The organism is Streptomyces agglomeratus (assembly GCF_001746415.1).
In the GTDB taxonomy this organism is placed as follows: Bacteria; Actinomycetota; Actinomycetes; order Streptomycetales; family Streptomycetaceae; genus Streptomyces; species Streptomyces agglomeratus.
This window is the reverse complement of sequence record NZ_MEHJ01000001.1, coordinates 3,602,077-3,617,349: the sequence shown is the minus strand read 5'-3', so window position 1 is coordinate 3,617,349 and position 15,273 is coordinate 3,602,077. Positions and strand designations below refer to the sequence as shown.

General features: G+C 69.8%; 11 protein-coding genes and 1 rRNA gene. 9 read left to right on the top strand and 3 right to left on the bottom strand.

All coding sequences use genetic code 11. The annotated features are described in order from the left end of the window. The first annotated feature begins 3 nt into the window (after positions 1 to 3). The 3 genes from AS594_RS15565 (at position 4) to ilvD (ending at position 3,519) form a co-directional block, all read left to right on the top strand. Complete coding sequence (locus AS594_RS15565; protein WP_069927605.1) at positions 4 to 822, top strand: sugar phosphate isomerase/epimerase family protein; 819 nt, start codon at positions 4 to 6, stop codon at positions 820 to 822. After that, a complete protein-coding gene (locus tag AS594_RS15560) occupies positions 819 to 1,472 on the top strand; it encodes a TetR/AcrR family transcriptional regulator (RefSeq protein ID WP_069927604.1) in 654 nt (217 codons plus the stop codon). The genes AS594_RS15565 and AS594_RS15560 overlap by 4 nt, the downstream gene beginning before the upstream one ends. A 196-nt stretch (positions 1,473 to 1,668) precedes the next feature. Further along, positions 1,669 to 3,519: a dihydroxy-acid dehydratase gene (gene ilvD, locus AS594_RS15555; protein ID WP_069932834.1), complete on the top strand. Its 1,851-nt coding sequence runs from the start codon at positions 1,669 to 1,671 to the stop codon at positions 3,517 to 3,519. A gap of 61 nt (positions 3,520 to 3,580) precedes the next feature. Here ilvD and AS594_RS15550 read toward each other — a convergent pair whose 3' ends face one another. Next, positions 3,581 to 5,815 (bottom strand): serine/threonine-protein kinase, encoded by a 2,235-nt coding sequence (locus AS594_RS15550; RefSeq protein ID WP_069932835.1) that lies wholly within the window; start codon positions 5,813 to 5,815, stop codon positions 3,581 to 3,583. A 127-nt stretch (positions 5,816 to 5,942) separates the two neighbouring features. On the opposite strand from AS594_RS15550, the gene AS594_RS15545 reads away from it, so the two are divergent. Together AS594_RS15545 and AS594_RS15540 are read left to right on the top strand one after the other, a co-directional pair. Then, on the top strand, positions 5,943 to 6,317 hold the full coding sequence (locus tag AS594_RS15545) for an SH3 domain-containing protein (protein WP_107357930.1): 375 nt from the start codon (positions 5,943 to 5,945) through the stop codon (positions 6,315 to 6,317). Between the two features lie 26 nt (positions 6,318 to 6,343). Beyond that, complete coding sequence (locus tag AS594_RS15540) at positions 6,344 to 6,880, top strand: hypothetical protein (RefSeq protein ID WP_069932836.1); 537 nt, start codon at positions 6,344 to 6,346, stop codon at positions 6,878 to 6,880. A 201-nt stretch (positions 6,881 to 7,081) separates the two neighbouring features. On the opposite strand, the gene AS594_RS15535 is transcribed toward AS594_RS15540, so the two are convergent. After that, positions 7,082 to 8,629 (bottom strand): SulP family inorganic anion transporter, encoded by a 1,548-nt coding sequence (locus AS594_RS15535; RefSeq protein WP_240509019.1) that lies wholly within the window; start codon positions 8,627 to 8,629, stop codon positions 7,082 to 7,084. Between the two features lie 239 nt (positions 8,630 to 8,868). On the opposite strand from AS594_RS15535, the gene AS594_RS15530 reads away from it, so the two are divergent. From AS594_RS15530 to proC, 3 genes are all read left to right on the top strand, one after another. Further along, on the top strand, positions 8,869 to 9,684 hold the full coding sequence (locus AS594_RS15530; protein WP_079148193.1) for an ABC transporter ATP-binding protein: 816 nt from the start codon (positions 8,869 to 8,871) through the stop codon (positions 9,682 to 9,684). Beyond that, positions 9,681 to 10,418 carry an ABC transporter permease gene (locus AS594_RS15525; RefSeq protein ID WP_069927599.1) on the top strand — a complete coding sequence of 246 codons (738 nt, stop codon included), beginning with the start codon at positions 9,681 to 9,683 and terminating at the stop codon, positions 10,416 to 10,418. Before AS594_RS15530 ends, AS594_RS15525 begins: the two co-directional genes overlap by 4 nt. Positions 10,419 to 10,612: 194 nt before the next feature. Further along, positions 10,613 to 11,422, top strand: a complete 810-nt coding sequence (proC, locus tag AS594_RS15520) for a pyrroline-5-carboxylate reductase (RefSeq protein ID WP_069927598.1) — start codon at positions 10,613 to 10,615, stop codon at positions 11,420 to 11,422. Between the two features lie 245 nt (positions 11,423 to 11,667). Here proC and trpS read toward each other — a convergent pair whose 3' ends face one another. Then, the gene (trpS, locus tag AS594_RS15515) at positions 11,668 to 12,666 is read right to left on the bottom strand and encodes a tryptophan--tRNA ligase (protein ID WP_069927597.1); all 999 of its coding nucleotides are present in this window, start codon (positions 12,664 to 12,666) and stop codon (positions 11,668 to 11,670) included. Between the two features lie 855 nt (positions 12,667 to 13,521). Between trpS and AS594_RS15505 the strand changes: the two genes are divergently transcribed. Beyond that, positions 13,522 to 15,047, top strand: a 16S ribosomal RNA gene (locus tag AS594_RS15505). The last annotated feature ends 226 nt before the right edge of the window (positions 15,048 to 15,273 follow it).

Below are 15,273 nucleotides of genomic sequence, written 5' to 3'. Positions count from 1 at the left end.
CTCGTGGCAGAACCAGTGGTGCGCATCCCTGATGCGAAGGTCGCGCTGTCCACGGCGTCGGTGTACCCGGAGTCGACGGCGACGGCCTTCGAGATCGCCGCACGCCTCGGCTACGACGGTGTCGAGGTCATGGTGTGGACGGACCCCGTCAGCCAGGACATCGAAGCGCTGCGCAGACTCTCCGACTACCACGGCGTGCCCGTACTGGCCGTCCACGCCCCCTGCCTGCTGATCACCCAGCGGGTGTGGACCACCGACCCGTGGACGAAGCTGCGCCGCGCGCAGGCGGCCGCCGAGAAACTCGGCGCGTCGGCCGTGGTCGTACACCCGCCCTTTCGCTGGCAGCGGCAGTACGCCCGCGACTTCGTCAACGGGATCTGGCGGATGGCGGACGAGACGGACGTCCGGTTCGCCGTCGAGAACATGTACCCGTGGCGCTACAAGGACCGGGAGATGCTGGCGTACGCCCCCGAGTGGGACGTGACCAAGGACGACTACCGGCACTTCACCGTCGACCTGTCGCACACCGCGACCGCCCGCACCGACACCATGGCCATGGTCGACCGGATGGGCGACCGGCTCGGGCACGTCCACCTCGCGGACGGCAGGGGTTCGGCGAAGGACGAGCACCTCGTCCCGGGGCGCGGCAACCAGCCGTGCGCCGAGCTGCTGGAGCGCCTGGCCCGGAGCGGGTACGACGGCCATGTCGTCATCGAGGTCAACACCCGCCGGGCCATGTCGTCCGCCGAACGCGAGGCCGACCTCGCGGAGGCGCTCGCCTTCACCCGCCTGCACCTGGCGTCCCGGGTGTCGCAGCAGTGAGCGGTTCCGGCAGCGGCGCGGACGACGGCGCCACGGCGCCCGGCCCCCAGCCCCGCCGCCGGGGCCGCCCGCGCCGCTCGCCCCAGGACGCGGGCCCCGGCACCCGCGAGCGGATCCTCCAGGCCGCCCGCGACGAATTCGCGGAGCGCGGCTACGACAAGGCGTCGATGCGCGGCATCGCGAAGGCGGCGGGCGTCGACGCGGCGCTCGTCCACCACTACTTCGGCACGAAGGACGACGTCTTCGCGGCCGCCATCGAGGTGTCCTTCGAGCCGGTCCTCGCGGTGTCGGCGGTCATCGGCCGGGGCGGCACCGAGGGCATCGGCGAGCGGCTGGCCCGCTATTTCATCGGCGTGTGGGAGAACCCGGCGACCCGGGCCCCCCTGCTCGCCGTCGTACGGTCGGCGCTGACGAACGAGACGGCGGCGAAGGTGCTGCGTACGTTCGTGCTGCGGCGGCTGCTGGAGCGGGTGGCGGCGGAGCTCGACGTACCGGACCCGACCTTCCGCGCGGAGCTGGCGGCCTCGCACATGGTCGGGATCGCGATTCTCCGGTACGTGATCAAGGCCGAGCCGCTGGCTTCGGCGGATCCCGAGCGGATCATCGAGCTGGTGGCCCCGACGCTCCAGCGGTACCTGACGCAGCCGTGACGCCGGGCACGGTCGGAGCGGACGCGGGCGCCAGATCCGCGCGTCCTGGCCGGACCGTGACCGGAGGCGGACCACGCCGTCCCGAATACCGGACGACTTGTCCGGATCGTGGATCCGGGGCGTACGCTCGAAGTTACTCTGGTGAGTAAGCCTCGTACGTCCCATCTGCGTCCCACTGCCTAAGGAGCGAGCGACGATGCCCGAGCTGAGGTCCCGCACAGTCACCCACGGCCGCAACATGGCGGGCGCGCGCGCCCTTATGCGGGCGTCGGGCGTAGCGAGCGCGGACATCGGCAAGCCGATCATCGCGGTCGCGAACTCCTTCACCGAGTTCGTTCCGGGGCACACGCACCTCGCCCCGGTCGGCCGGATCGTCTCCGACGCCATCCTGGCGGCGGGCGCCGTCCCGCGAGAGTTCAACACGATCGCCGTCGACGACGGCATCGCGATGGGCCACGGCGGAATGCTGTACTCCCTGCCGTCCCGCGACCTGATCGCCGACTCGGTCGAGTACATGGTCGAGGCGCACTGCGCGGACGCGCTGATCTGCATCTCGAACTGCGACAAGATCACGCCGGGCATGCTGATGGCCGCGCTGCGCCTCAACATCCCCACGATCTTCGTCTCCGGCGGCCCGATGGAGGCCGGCAAGGCCACGCTGGTCGACGGCACCGTCCGCAAGCTCGACCTGGTCGACGCTATCTCGGACGCGGTCAACGACAAGATCTCGGACGAGGACATCCTCCGTATCGAGGAGAACGCCTGTCCGACCTGCGGCTCCTGTTCCGGCATGTTCACCGCCAACTCGATGAACTGCCTCGCCGAGGCCATCGGCCTGGCCCTGCCCGGCAACGGCTCGGTCCTCGCCACGCACACGGCCCGCAAGGCGCTGTACGAGAACGCCGGCCGCACGATCGTCGAGATCACCAAGCGCCACTACGAGCAGGACGACCTGACCGTCCTGCCCCGCAACATCGCCACCCGCGCCGCCTTCGAGAACGCCATGGCGCTCGACATCGCGATGGGCGGCTCCACCAACACGATCCTGCACCTGCTGGCCGCCGCCCAGGAGGCGGAGCTGGACTTCGGCCTCGACCACATGGACCAGGTCTCGCGCCGCGTCCCGTGCCTGGCGAAGGTCGCGCCGAACGTGGCGCCCGGCGGTACGTACTACATGGAGGACGTCCACAGGGCCGGCGGCATCCCCGCCATCCTCGGTGAGCTCTACCGCGGCGGCCTGCTGAACGAGGACGTGCACACCGTCCACTCCGCCACCCTCGCCGAGTGGCTGAAGACCTGGGACGTGCGCGGCGGCTCCCCGTCCGACGAGGCCGTCGAGCTGTGGCACGCGGCGCCCGGCTGCGTCCGTTCCGCGACCGCCTTCTCGCAGTCCGAGCGCTGGGACACCCTGGACACGGACGCCGAGGGCGGCTGCATCCGGTCGGTCGAGCACGCGTACTCCAAGGACGGCGGCCTGGCCGTCCTCAAGGGCAACCTCGCCGTCGACGGGTGTGTCGTGAAGACCGCCGGTGTCGACGAGTCGATCTGGACCTTCGAGGGCCCGGCGGTCGTCTGCGAGTCGCAGGACGAGGCCGTCGACAAGATCCTCCGCAAGGAGATCAAGCCGGGTGACGTCGTCGTCATCCGCTATGAGGGCCCGCGCGGCGGCCCCGGCATGCAGGAGATGCTCTACCCGACGTCGTTCCTCAAGGGCCGCGGCCTCGGCAAGACCTGCGCGCTCGTCACGGACGGTCGCTTCTCGGGCGGTACGTCGGGCCTGTCCATCGGCCACGCCTCCCCCGAGGCGGCGTCCGGCGGCACGATCGCGCTCGTCGAGGACGGCGACCGCATCCGTATCGACATCCCCAACCGCGGCATCGAACTCCTCGTCGGGGACGAGGAACTGGCGGCCCGCCGCGAGGCCCTGGGCGGCGTGTACGCGCCGAAGAACCGCGAGCGCAAGGTCTCGCAGGCCCTGCGCGCGTACGCCGCGATGGCGACCAGCGCCGACAAGGGCGCGGTGCGCGACGTCAGCAAGCTCGGCTGAGCGCTGCCGGTCTTCGCGGCGGGCGGGACGGGGCACAGGCCCGGTCCCGCCCGCCGCCGTTTCACCAGCGCGCCGGATCCCCGTCCGCCACCGCGAACACCGACCCGTCGGGAGCGGTGGCGAAGACCTTTCCGGCGGCGGGGACGGGCGCGGGGAGAGTGGGCGCGAAGGTGTACGGCCCTTTGCCCATCCGGGGTTCGGTCTGGCCCAGCAGCCTGCCGTCGGCGGCGCCGACCGCCAGCAGCCGCCCGTCGGCCGCCGACAGGTAGACGCGGTCGCCGGCCGCGACCGGCCGTGACGCCCGGCTCACCGACGTCTCCAGCCGCCACCGCTGCGCGCGCTTCGCGTCGCCCGTACCGCTCAGATCGACGGCCACCAGGGAGCCGTTGACGCCGAAGAGGTACGCCGTGTTCCCCCGCACGGTGGCCTGCGCCTGGTCGAGCGGCGTGACCAGCGGGATCCGGCGGGCCGCGCGGGTCGTGGTGTCGAGGCGGACCACGGCCCGGGTCACGCCGTCGGTGTCGTCGGCCAGCAGGAACACTGCGCCGCCCGAGGCGCCGACCGGGCTGAGCATGCCGCTGAGCCGCTGTTCCCACAGCGCGGCGCCGCTGTCCGGATCGACGGCCACGAGCGTGGTCGACGTACCGTCCGGTGACGGCGTGGCCGCGTAGACCGGTCCCTCGCCGCCGGGCGAAGCCACCCACCGCCCTCCGGTGCCGCCGTGCCGGCGGGTCCAGCGGGTCGCGCCGGTGGCGCTGTCGACGGCCTGGACGGTCGCGTCGGCGCGCACGAGAAGCACCGACTTCGCCGTATGGAGGACGAAGGAACCGGCGGGGACGCCGACACTCCAACGGCGTTCCCCCGTACGGGGATCGAGCGCCTCCAGCCGGTCCGCGCCGGGCAGGACGACATGCAGGAGACCACCGGCGAGGACGGGAGCGCCGGCGCCCGAGGCGGACCGGGAGGCGCCGGTCTTCTCCTTCGACCAGGCGGCCTTGCCGTCCGCCGGACTCAGGCGCGCGGCCTTGACGCCGCCCGCACCGCAATAGAGGGCGCCGCTCGCGTACGAGCAGGCAGGTGCGTTGCTGCTCCCCGGGCCCGACCACAGCGAGATGTTCCAGGGACGGGCGGCCCGCCCGGCCTCCGTACCCGTGCCCGTCCGCTGAACGGCGGCCCCCGGCCCGCTACGGCCGCCGTCGTCCACCAGGGCGCGAACGCCCAGAACGCCCGCGACGGCCAGCGAGCCCACGGCCACCGCGACCACCGCACGCCGGACGCCGCGCGTGAACACCGGAGCGGCGGCTCTGCCCGGCGCCCCCGGCCCGCCGGGAACGGAACACTCCGCCTCCGCCTCCTCCTCCTCGTCCTTCACCGAGGGCATCCCCGGCGAAGGAAGGCCATCCGCCCCTTCCACCCGTTCCCCGGTCCGCTGCACCGGTATGAACGCCTGGGTGTCGTCGGAGGTCCGGTAGGCGGCGGACCGCAGCGCGGCCATCAGCGCGTCCGGTGTCGGCCGGTCGTCGGGGTCCTTGGCGAGGCAGCGCCGGAACAGCGGGACCAGTTCCTGCGGTACGCCCGCCAGATCCGGCTCGTCGTGCACCACCTGGTACGCGACGATGTACGGACTGTCGGAGTCGAACGGGCCGCGCCCGGTCGCCGCGTGGACCAGTACGGACCCCATCGCGAACACGTCCGCAGCGGGACCGACTTCGCGCGGGCGCTGGAACTGCTCGGGCGCCATGAAGGGCGGCGTACCGATCAGTTTGCCGGTCTCCGTCCGCAGGTCACTGTCGGACGGCCGCGAGATGCCGAAGTCGATGACCTTGGGCCCGTCGGCCGCCAACAGCACGTTGCTCGGCTTGAGATCACGGTGCACCACGCCGGCGCGGTGGATGTCGCGCAGTGACTCGGCAAGGCCGGCGCCCAGCCGCAGCAACTCGTCCGCACCCAGCGGGCCGTTCCGTTTGACGCGTTCGGCGAGAGTGGGCCCCTCGATGAACAAGGTCGCCATCCAAGGCCGTTCGGCGTCCGTGTCGGCGTCCACGACGGGCGCGGTGAAGGCCCCGCTCACCCGTCGGGCGGCCGAGACCTCCTGCCGGAAACGTGCCCTGAACTCGGGATCCGCGGCGAAGTCGGCGTGCACCACCTTGACGGCGAGGCGCAGCCCGGAGCCGGAGGTGGCCAGATGGACCACTCCCATGCCTCCGGAGCCGAGCACGGCTTCGAGCCGGTACTGCCCGGCATAGTCCGGATGCTCCGCTTCCGGGCCCGTCCCGGTGCTGCGCAGCGGCGGCATCGTCCACCCCCGTGTGAATCGTCCGCAAGCGAGACGCACGGAGCCTAGTCGATGATGCGTGCGAAACCGGTGGGGGTTGCTAGCCTGCGCGGCGTACGGAAGACGAACACCGACGGGGGAGGGCCTCATGGCCGTAGGAGAAGTCGAAGACAACGTGGAGAGCGCCGTCGGGGAGGCAGCCGGGACCGGGGCATCCGGGACCGCCGACGCCCCTGACACCGTCGCCACGCTCACCACGGCGGAGACGCTGGCGACCCGGTACTCCGTCGCTCCGGGCTACCGGGTGAACGTGCGCAGCGGCCCCGGTACCCAGTACGGAATAGTCAAGGTCCTGCCGTACGGCGCGCGCGTGCCGATCAACTGCCAGTGCCCCGGGACGACGGTGTCCGGGCCGTACGGCACGACGAACCTCTGGTCCAACATCGCGAACGGCCAGTTCGTCTCCGACGCGTACATCAACACCGGCAGCGACGGCTACGTCGCGGTGCGCTGCTCCGTCTGATCCGCCGACCGCCCGGACCGGGGACAATGGACCCCGTGAGCGAAACCACCGACAGCACTTCGGCCCCCGCCGCCCCCGCCACCGGCGGGGGTCCCCGGCCCGAGCCGATCCGCTTCTTCGGCACGACCTGGCTGAACCACACCGGCGGCTACGGGCTGCGCCGGGCCGGGGTCGCGGCCGGCTCCCTGGCGGCCGCGGCCGCCGGATGCCTCATCCTGCGCTTCGCCTACCAGGGCCTCGCGGTCGCCGACGTCGGCGGCTTCGTGAACATCCTGGTCGTCGCCATGTTCGCGATCTGCGGCGCGATCGCCTTCCGCCAGACCTGGCAGGGGTACGCACGCCGCCCCGACCCCACCACCGAGGCCCAGCTGCGCAGCCTGAAGGGCATCGGCTTCATCGGCTCGCTCCTCGCGTACTTCTTCCGCTCACTCACCGAGGCGCCGGGCGAGAAGCTGCGCCGCACCGAATACGAGACGGCCCTCAAACAGTACGAACGCCGCCGCGGCTCCCGCACGGGCAATCCCGCCGCCCGCAAGAAGCCCTCCAACCGCCGCCGCAGTTGACCCCCCAGAGGCACCGGAGCCGCCGCCGAACGCAGCCGGCCCGGCTCTGAGGACCGGGGGGCCGGTGAGTGATCCCGGCTCCCGCAAAGAGGCGGTGGACGGGCAAGCCCCACCGGGCACCCCACTCTCGCCGGGCCGGGCGACGAGCGGCGCCCCCACTCTCCGCCGGTCGGGCGGCAAGCGGCGCCCCGAGCCGCCGGGTCAGGCCACGAGCGGCGCCCGCGCCACCCCGTCGTCCTCGTCGTCCGCCCCGGAACGAACCCCCGGAACCCCCTCGCGGGCGGACCCCCTCACCGCCACCCCACTCCGCTCCGCCCACCCCTCCAGCGCCGCCGCGCACGCATGGTCGACGTGCCGCAGCCCACCCAGGTCCAGCCGGACCGGCCGGTCCCGCGGCACTGCCTCCAGCGCGTCGAGCAACTTGGGCAGCCGCAGGAACGTCGCATTGCCACGCACCCGCACCCGAACCCCCTCCGCCGCACCCAGATCCTCCGTGTCCACCTGCACATGACTGGTGTCCCAGGCCGTCTTCGCCACCGCCAGCAGCAACCCCACCAGCACTCCCTCGAAGAGGTTCGTCACCACGATCGCCCCGGTGGTCACCACCAGCACGACCGCCTCGCCCCGATGCTCCCGCCACAGCGGCACCACCTCCCGTACGGGAATGAGCTTCCAGCCCGCGTGCACGAGCACCCCGGCCAGCGCCGCCACCGGAATGACCCCGAGCGCCGCGGGCACGGCAGCCGCGAAGACCAGCAGCCACACGCCGTGCAGCACGCGCGAGGCCTTCGTGCGCGCCCCCGCCCGCACATTGGCCGCGCTGCGCACGACGACGGCGGTCATCGGGAGCGCCCCGAGCGCCCCGCAGACCGTGTTGCCCGTGCCCTGCGCGATCAGTTCCTTGTCGTAATGGGTACGCGGCCCGTCGTGCAGCCGGTCGACGGCGGTCGCGCTGAACAGCGACTCGGCGGAGGCGATCAGCGCGAACGCCAGCACCGTCCCGACGACCCCGACCTCCGCGAGCCGCGCGAACGCATCGGCCCCCGGCGGCTGTACGGCGTCCAGCAGCCCGTGCACCTCCACACGCCGCACCGGCAGATCCAGCGCGGCCGTCGCCCCCGCCGCCAGCCCCACCGCGACGAGGGGAGCCGGCGCCACCCGCGCCGCCGCCCGCCACCGGGGCCACCACACGAGCACGGCGACGGTCCCCACCCCCAGCGCCACCGCCACGAGCCCCGCCCCGCCGGACCCGGCACCCGGACCCGACTCGCCCGCCCCACCGAGCCCACCGGCCAGCCCCGGCAGCCCCAGCACCTTGGCCACCCCGCCCGCCGGAGCCGGGGCGTCGGCCATCGCGTACACCTGCCCGGTCACCAGCACCAGCCCGATCCCCGCGAGCATTCCCTGTACGACGGAGACCGAGATGGCCCGGAACCACCGCCCGAGCCCCAGCAGCCCCATGGCCACCTGCACCAGTCCGGCCGTCAGCACGAGCACTCCGAGCGTCCCGACGCCGTACCGCTGTACGGCTTCGTACACGAGCACGGTGAGCCCCGCCGCCGGACCGCTGACGTGCAGGCTGCTCCCGGGGAGCGCTCCCGCGACGAGCCCGCCGACGATGCCGGTGATCAGACCGAGCTCGGCCGGTACGCCGGAGGCGACGGCGACGCCCACGCACAGGGGAACAGCGACCAGGAAGACCACGAGAGAAGCGGTGAAGTCGCTTCGGCACAACGACAGACCACGCAAGGGGAACCTCCGTCTGGACGTCGAAATGCGACGAAACTCATTGTCCGGTAGAGGAGTTGGACAACACAGGACTTTCCGTCACGCAGCGGTTCCCACCGAAGCGCGAAGGAGGCGGATGCTCCGCTTCCGATCGCGCCGCCGCCCGCCTGCGCCGCCGCCGCACGCCCGCACGCCGCCTCCGCCCACCGCACGCGCCCCCATCGCTTGACGCGGCGGACCACCGGGAGGATATTCAACGCATGATGAATTACTTGCCCGGACCTCCCGGTCCCCTCGTCCCCCCGCCCACCGCGGACACCACGACCGGAACAGCGGTGACAGCCCGGGACCTCACGGTCGTACGCGGCCCCCGCACCGTCCTCCGCGCCCTCGACTTCACCGTCCCCCGAGGGGCGATCACCGGCCTTCTGGGCCCCTCCGGCTGCGGCAAGTCGACCCTCATGCGCGCCGTCGTCGGCACCCAGGCCAAAGTCACCGGCACGCTCGACGTCCTGGGCCGCCCGGCGGGTGACGCCGCGCTGCGCTCCCGCATCGGCTACGTCACCCAGGCCCCTTCCGTCTACACGGACCTGACCGTCCGCCAGAACCTGGACTACTTCGCAGCCGTCCTCCAGCCGGGCCGCGACCACCGCGAGGCCCGCCACGACGCCGTCACCCGCGCCATCGCCGACGTCGACCTCGCCTCGCACGAAGCCGTCCTGGCCGGCAACCTCTCCGGCGGCCAGCGCAGCCGGGTGTCCCTGGCGGTAGCCCTGCTCAACACGCCCGAACTCCTCGTCCTCGACGAGCCGACCGTCGGCCTCGACCCGGTCCTGCGCCGCGACCTCTGGAACCTCTTCCACACCCTCGCGGACCGCGGCGCCACCCTCCTCGTCTCCTCGCACGTCATGGACGAGGCCGAGCGCTGCCACCGCCTCCTCCTGATGCGCGAGGGCGAAATCCTGGCTGAGGACACCCCCGACGCCCTCCGCGCCCGTACCCGGTCCGCCACCGTCGAAGACGCCTTCCTCCGCCTGGTCGACGAGGCCGACTCCCGTCAGGAGACCGACCGATGAACGCATCCCGCACCCTCGCCACCGCAGCCCGCGTCCTCGCCCAGCTGCGCCACGACCGGCGCACGATCGCCCTCCTGCTCCTCATCCCGGTGGCGATGATCACGCTGCTGCGCTTCGTCTTCGACGCCTCGCCGCGGACCTTCGACTCCATCGGCGCGTCCCTGCTCGGGATCTTCCCGCTCATCACGATGTTCCTGGTGACGTCGATCGCCACCCTGCGCGAACGCACCTCGGGCACCCTCGAACGCCTGCTCGCCATGCCCCTGGCCAAGGCCGACCTGATCGCGGGCTACGCCCTGGCCTTCGGCGCCCTCGCCGTGGTCCAGTCCGCCCTGGCCACGGCGATGTCCCTCTGGCTGCTGGGCCTCGACGTCGTCGGCTCCCCGTGGCTGCTGCTCCTGATCGCGCTGCTGGACGCGCTGCTCGGCACAGCGCTGGGTCTGTTCGTCTCCGCCTTCGCGGCGTCGGAGTTCCAGGCGGTCCAGTTCATGCCGGCGGTGATCTTCCCGCAACTGCTCCTGTGCGGCCTGTTCACCCCGCGCGACACGATGCAGCCGGCCCTGGAAGCGATCTCGAACGTCCTGCCCATGTCGTACGCCGTGGACGGAATGAACGAGGTCCTGCGCCATACGGACGTCACGGCCACCTTCATCCGCGACGCCGGGATCGTGGCCTTCTGCGCCGTCCTGGTCCTCATCCTCGGAGCAGCGACCCTCCGCCGCCGCACAGCCTGACCCCGCCTCAGCCACGCCCGCCTCCATCGCCACGCCCACTCCTGCGGCATTCCGCCCACCGGACGCCCCGGCCCACCCCCCACCCCCGGTGCGAAGATGTCCCCGAGACGCCCGAGCAACGGCAGCGACCCACGCAGACGCGCGTCACACGCACGCAAGCACGCACACGCAGCCCCACCGGCGAGGTGAACCGCATGACCCAGACAGTCGCAGTCCTCGGCACCGGAAAAATCGGCGAGGCCCTGCTCAGCGGAATGATCCGCGCCGGCTGGCGCCCGGCCGACCTCCTGGTCACCGCCCGCCGCCCCGAGCGCGCCGAAGAGCTCCGCACCCGCTACGGCGTCGAGCCGGTGACCAACGCCGAAGCCGCGAAGCGCGCCGACACCCTCATCCTCACGGTCAAGCCCCAGGACATGGGCAAGCTCCTCGACGAGCTCGCCCCGCACGTCCCGGCCGACCGCCTGGTCATCAGCGGCGCCGCCGGTATCCCCACCTCGTACTTCGAAGAGCGCCTCGCCCCCAACACCCCCGTCGTCCGCGTCATGACGAACACCCCCGCCCTGGTGGACGAGGCCATGTCCGTCATCTCCGCAGGCACGCACGCCACCGCGGAGCACCTTCTCCACACCGAGGAGATCTTCGGCGGCGTCGGCAAGACGCTCCGCGTCCCGGAGACCCAGCAGGACGCGGCCACCGCCCTCTCCGGCTCGGGCCCGGCGTACTTCTACTACCTCGTCGAGGCGATGACCGACGCCGGCATCCTCCTCGGCCTGCCCCGAGCCCAGGCCCACGACCTGATCGTGCAGGCGGCCATCGGCGCGGCCGTGATGCTCCGCGACAGCGGCGAACACCCGGTGAAGCTCCGCGAGGCGGTCACCTCCCCGGCGGGCACCACCATCAACGCGATCCGCGAGCTCGAGAACCACGGTGTACGAGCCGCCCTCATCGCCGCCCTGGAAGCAGCCCGCGACCGCAGCCGCGAACTGGCCTCCGGCAACGGCTGACCCCCACGGCCTGCCCCGGGACCGCAAACCCCGGGCAGGCCAGGCCCAGCCGTCCCTCCAACACGGTCACCGCCGCCCCCGCACCCTCCCGCCTTCGTACGAACGCGTCACCTCGCGCGCCCTGCCGGCAGCGACACGCCAACGGCCCGAACCACAAGCTCATTCACCCCAGCGCCCGCCCTTCCGCAGGTAATGGACAGCAGGTGACCACCTGCCGCGCGCCAATTCGCCCCTCGCCACTCACTTCACCCGGCGGGCAGCAACCCAATGGCCCGATACGCCGCGTCCACCGTCGGCCGTGCCATCCCCCGAGCCCGCTCAGCCCCCTCCTTCAGCACCTGGTCCACATAACCGGGATCGGCAGCCAGCTCCGCATGCCGTTCCCGTACCGGCCGCAACAGCTCGACGACAGCCTCAGCGGTGTCCTTCTTCAGCGCCCCGTACGACTCATATACACCGGCCAGCTCCTCGGGGTTCCCGTCTTCACAAGCCGCGAGCACATCGAGCAGATTCGCTACCCCGGGCTTCTCCTCCCGGTCGTACTCCACCTCGCGCCCGCTGTCCGTCACGGCCCGCATGATCTTCTTCCGCACGACCTCCGGCTCGTCGAGCAAATAGACGATCCCCGCGGTCGCCCCGTGCGACTTCCCCATCTTGGAAGTCGGCTCCTGGAGATCCATGACCCGGGCTGCCACCGCCGGACGCGTCGCCTTCGGCACCACGAAGGTGTGCCCGTACCGCTGGTTGAACCGCACCGCCAGATCCCGGGTCAGCTCGACGTGCTGCGTCTGGTCGTCACCCACAGGCACCTCGTCCGTCCCGTAGGCCAGAATGTCCGCGGCCATCAGCACCGGATAGGTCAGCAGCGACAGCCGCACGCTCTCCCCGGCCGCCCGCGCCCGAACGCTCTTCTCCTTGTACTGGATCATCCGCCGCAGCTCGCCGTCCGTGGCGGTGCATTCGAGTACGTACGACAGTCGCGCGTGCTCATCCACATGGCTCTGTACGAACACAGTGCACAGCGCCGGATCCAGCCCGGCCGCCAGCAGCAGCGTCGCCGCCTGCCTACTGAGCCGCCGTACCCGCGCCGGATCGTGCTCGACGGTCAGCGCGTGCAGGTCGACGACACAGAACAACGCGTCGGCCCGGTGCTGATCGGTCGCGGCCCACCGCCGTACGGCACCGAGGTAGTTGCCCAGCGTCAGGTGTCCGGTCGGCTTGACCCCACTGAAGATCCGCGTCATCTCTCTTGCCTCCTGGTAGGAGCCGCCGCCATCAGCGGCCGGCCTCCCCGGAGGGGAAACGCGAACGGCCGCCGGAGCGGCGGCCGTTGGGTGCGTACGTGTGTGGGCGGCCGCCGTCAGGCGGCCCGCCAGCCCTGGATGCGCGTACGCGAAGTCATGACCCCCACTCTAGCGGCGCGACCCCCGGTTGACAGGGGATTGACGCCTACGTAGTGTTCTCCGAGTTGTCCGACGTGAGCACCGGCCCCGGCCGGCCCCGGACAGCCATTCCGCAGCAACCACTGAGCGAACGACTGTTGTCGTCCCGTTTTTGTGCGTGTTTGCGAAATGAGGAATCCGTGTTCGAAGGAACGCCCCCGATTAGCTCGGGAGCCAGGATTCCGCTAATGTCTCACTCGTCGGAACGGCCTCACAGCCCGAAAGACACTGCATAAACATCCGGCTTCGCCGGGTCGCCGCTGACTGGCAGTCAGGACCGAAAGGACCTGATAGAGTCGGAACCGCCGGAAAGGGAAACGCGAAAGCGAAGAACTGGAAAGCACCGAGGAAGTCGGACACGAAAGAGTCTGATAGAGTCGGAAACACGAAATACCGAACGAAAGCCCGGAGGAAAGCCCGAGAGGGTGAGTACAAAGGAAGCGTCCGTTCCTTGAGAACTCAACAGCGTGCCAAAAGTCAACGCCAGATATGTTGATACCCCGGCCCACTTCGGTGGGTTGGTGGTTCCTTTGAAAAGTCCTGGCTGTCCTTGTGACAGTCCAGGCGAACACAGCGAGGACGCTGAGAACAGCGGGCCATATTCCGGCCCGACCTGTTCCGCTCTTTCGTGTGTGTGATCCCGATTACGGGAAAACATTCATGGAGAGTTTGATCCTGGCTCAGGACGAACGCTGGCGGCGTGCTTAACACATGCAAGTCGAACGATGAAGCCCTTCGGGGTGGATTAGTGGCGAACGGGTGAGTAACACGTGGGCAATCTGCCCTTCACTCTGGGACAAGCCCTGGAAACGGGGTCTAATACCGGATAACACTTCTTCAGGCATCTGAAGAGGTTAAAAGCTCCGGCGGTGAAGGATGAGCCCGCGGCCTATCAGCTTGTTGGTGGGGTAATGGCCTACCAAGGCGACGACGGGTAGCCGGCCTGAGAGGGCGACCGGCCACACTGGGACTGAGACACGGCCCAGACTCCTACGGGAGGCAGCAGTGGGGAATATTGCACAATGGGCGAAAGCCTGATGCAGCGACGCCGCGTGAGGGATGACGGCCTTCGGGTTGTAAACCTCTTTCAGCAGGGAAGAAGCGAAAGTGACGGTACCTGCAGAAGAAGCGCCGGCTAACTACGTGCCAGCAGCCGCGGTAATACGTAGGGCGCAAGCGTTGTCCGGAATTATTGGGCGTAAAGAGCTCGTAGGCGGCTTGTCACGTCGGATGTGAAAGCCCGGGGCTTAACCCCGGGTCTGCATTCGATACGGGCAGGCTAGAGTGTGGTAGGGGAGATCGGAATTCCTGGTGTAGCGGTGAAATGCGCAGATATCAGGAGGAACACCGGTGGCGAAGGCGGATCTCTGGGCCATTACTGACGCTGAGGAGCGAAAGCGTGGGGAGCGAACAGGATTAGATACCCTGGTAGTCCACGCCGTAAACGTTGGGAACTAGGTGTTGGCGACATTCCACGTCGTCGGTGCCGCAGCTAACGCATTAAGTTCCCCGCCTGGGGAGTACGGCCGCAAGGCTAAAACTCAAAGGAATTGACGGGGGCCCGCACAAGCAGCGGAGCATGTGGCTTAATTCGACGCAACGCGAAGAACCTTACCAAGGCTTGACATATACCGGAAACACCTAGAGATAGGTGCCCCCTTGTGGTCGGTATACAGGTGGTGCATGGCTGTCGTCAGCTCGTGTCGTGAGATGTTGGGTTAAGTCCCGCAACGAGCGCAACCCTTGTCCTGTGTTGCCAGCATGCCCTTCGGGGTGATGGGGACTCACAGGAGACCGCCGGGGTCAACTCGGAGGAAGGTGGGGACGACGTCAAGTCATCATGCCCCTTATGTCTTGGGCTGCACACGTGCTACAATGGCCGGTACAATGAGCTGCGATGCCGCGAGGCGGAGCGAATCTCAAAAAGCCGGTCTCAGTTCGGATTGGGGTCTGCAACTCGACCCCATGAAGTCGGAGTTGCTAGTAATCGCAGATCAGCATTGCTGCGGTGAATACGTTCCCGGGCCTTGTACACACCGCCCGTCACGTCACGAAAGTCGGTAACACCCGAAGCCGGTGGCCCAACCCCTTGTGGGAGGGAGCTGTCGAAGGTGGGACTGGCGATTGGGACGAAGTCGTAACAAGGTAGCCGTACCGGAAGGTGCGGCTGGATCACCTCCTTTCTAAGGAGCACTTCTTACCAACCACGGTTGGTCAGAGGCCAGTTCATCGGCGAACGTCCGGTGCTGGTTGCTCATGGGTGGAACGTTGACTACTCGGCACGGTTGGTTGGAACTGTTAGTACTGCTTCGGCGTGGAAAACAGTTCGGATTGACCGGGTCGGGCACGCTGTTGGGTATCTGAGGGTACGGACCATTTGGTCTATATCTTCGCGATGCCGGCCCCAGT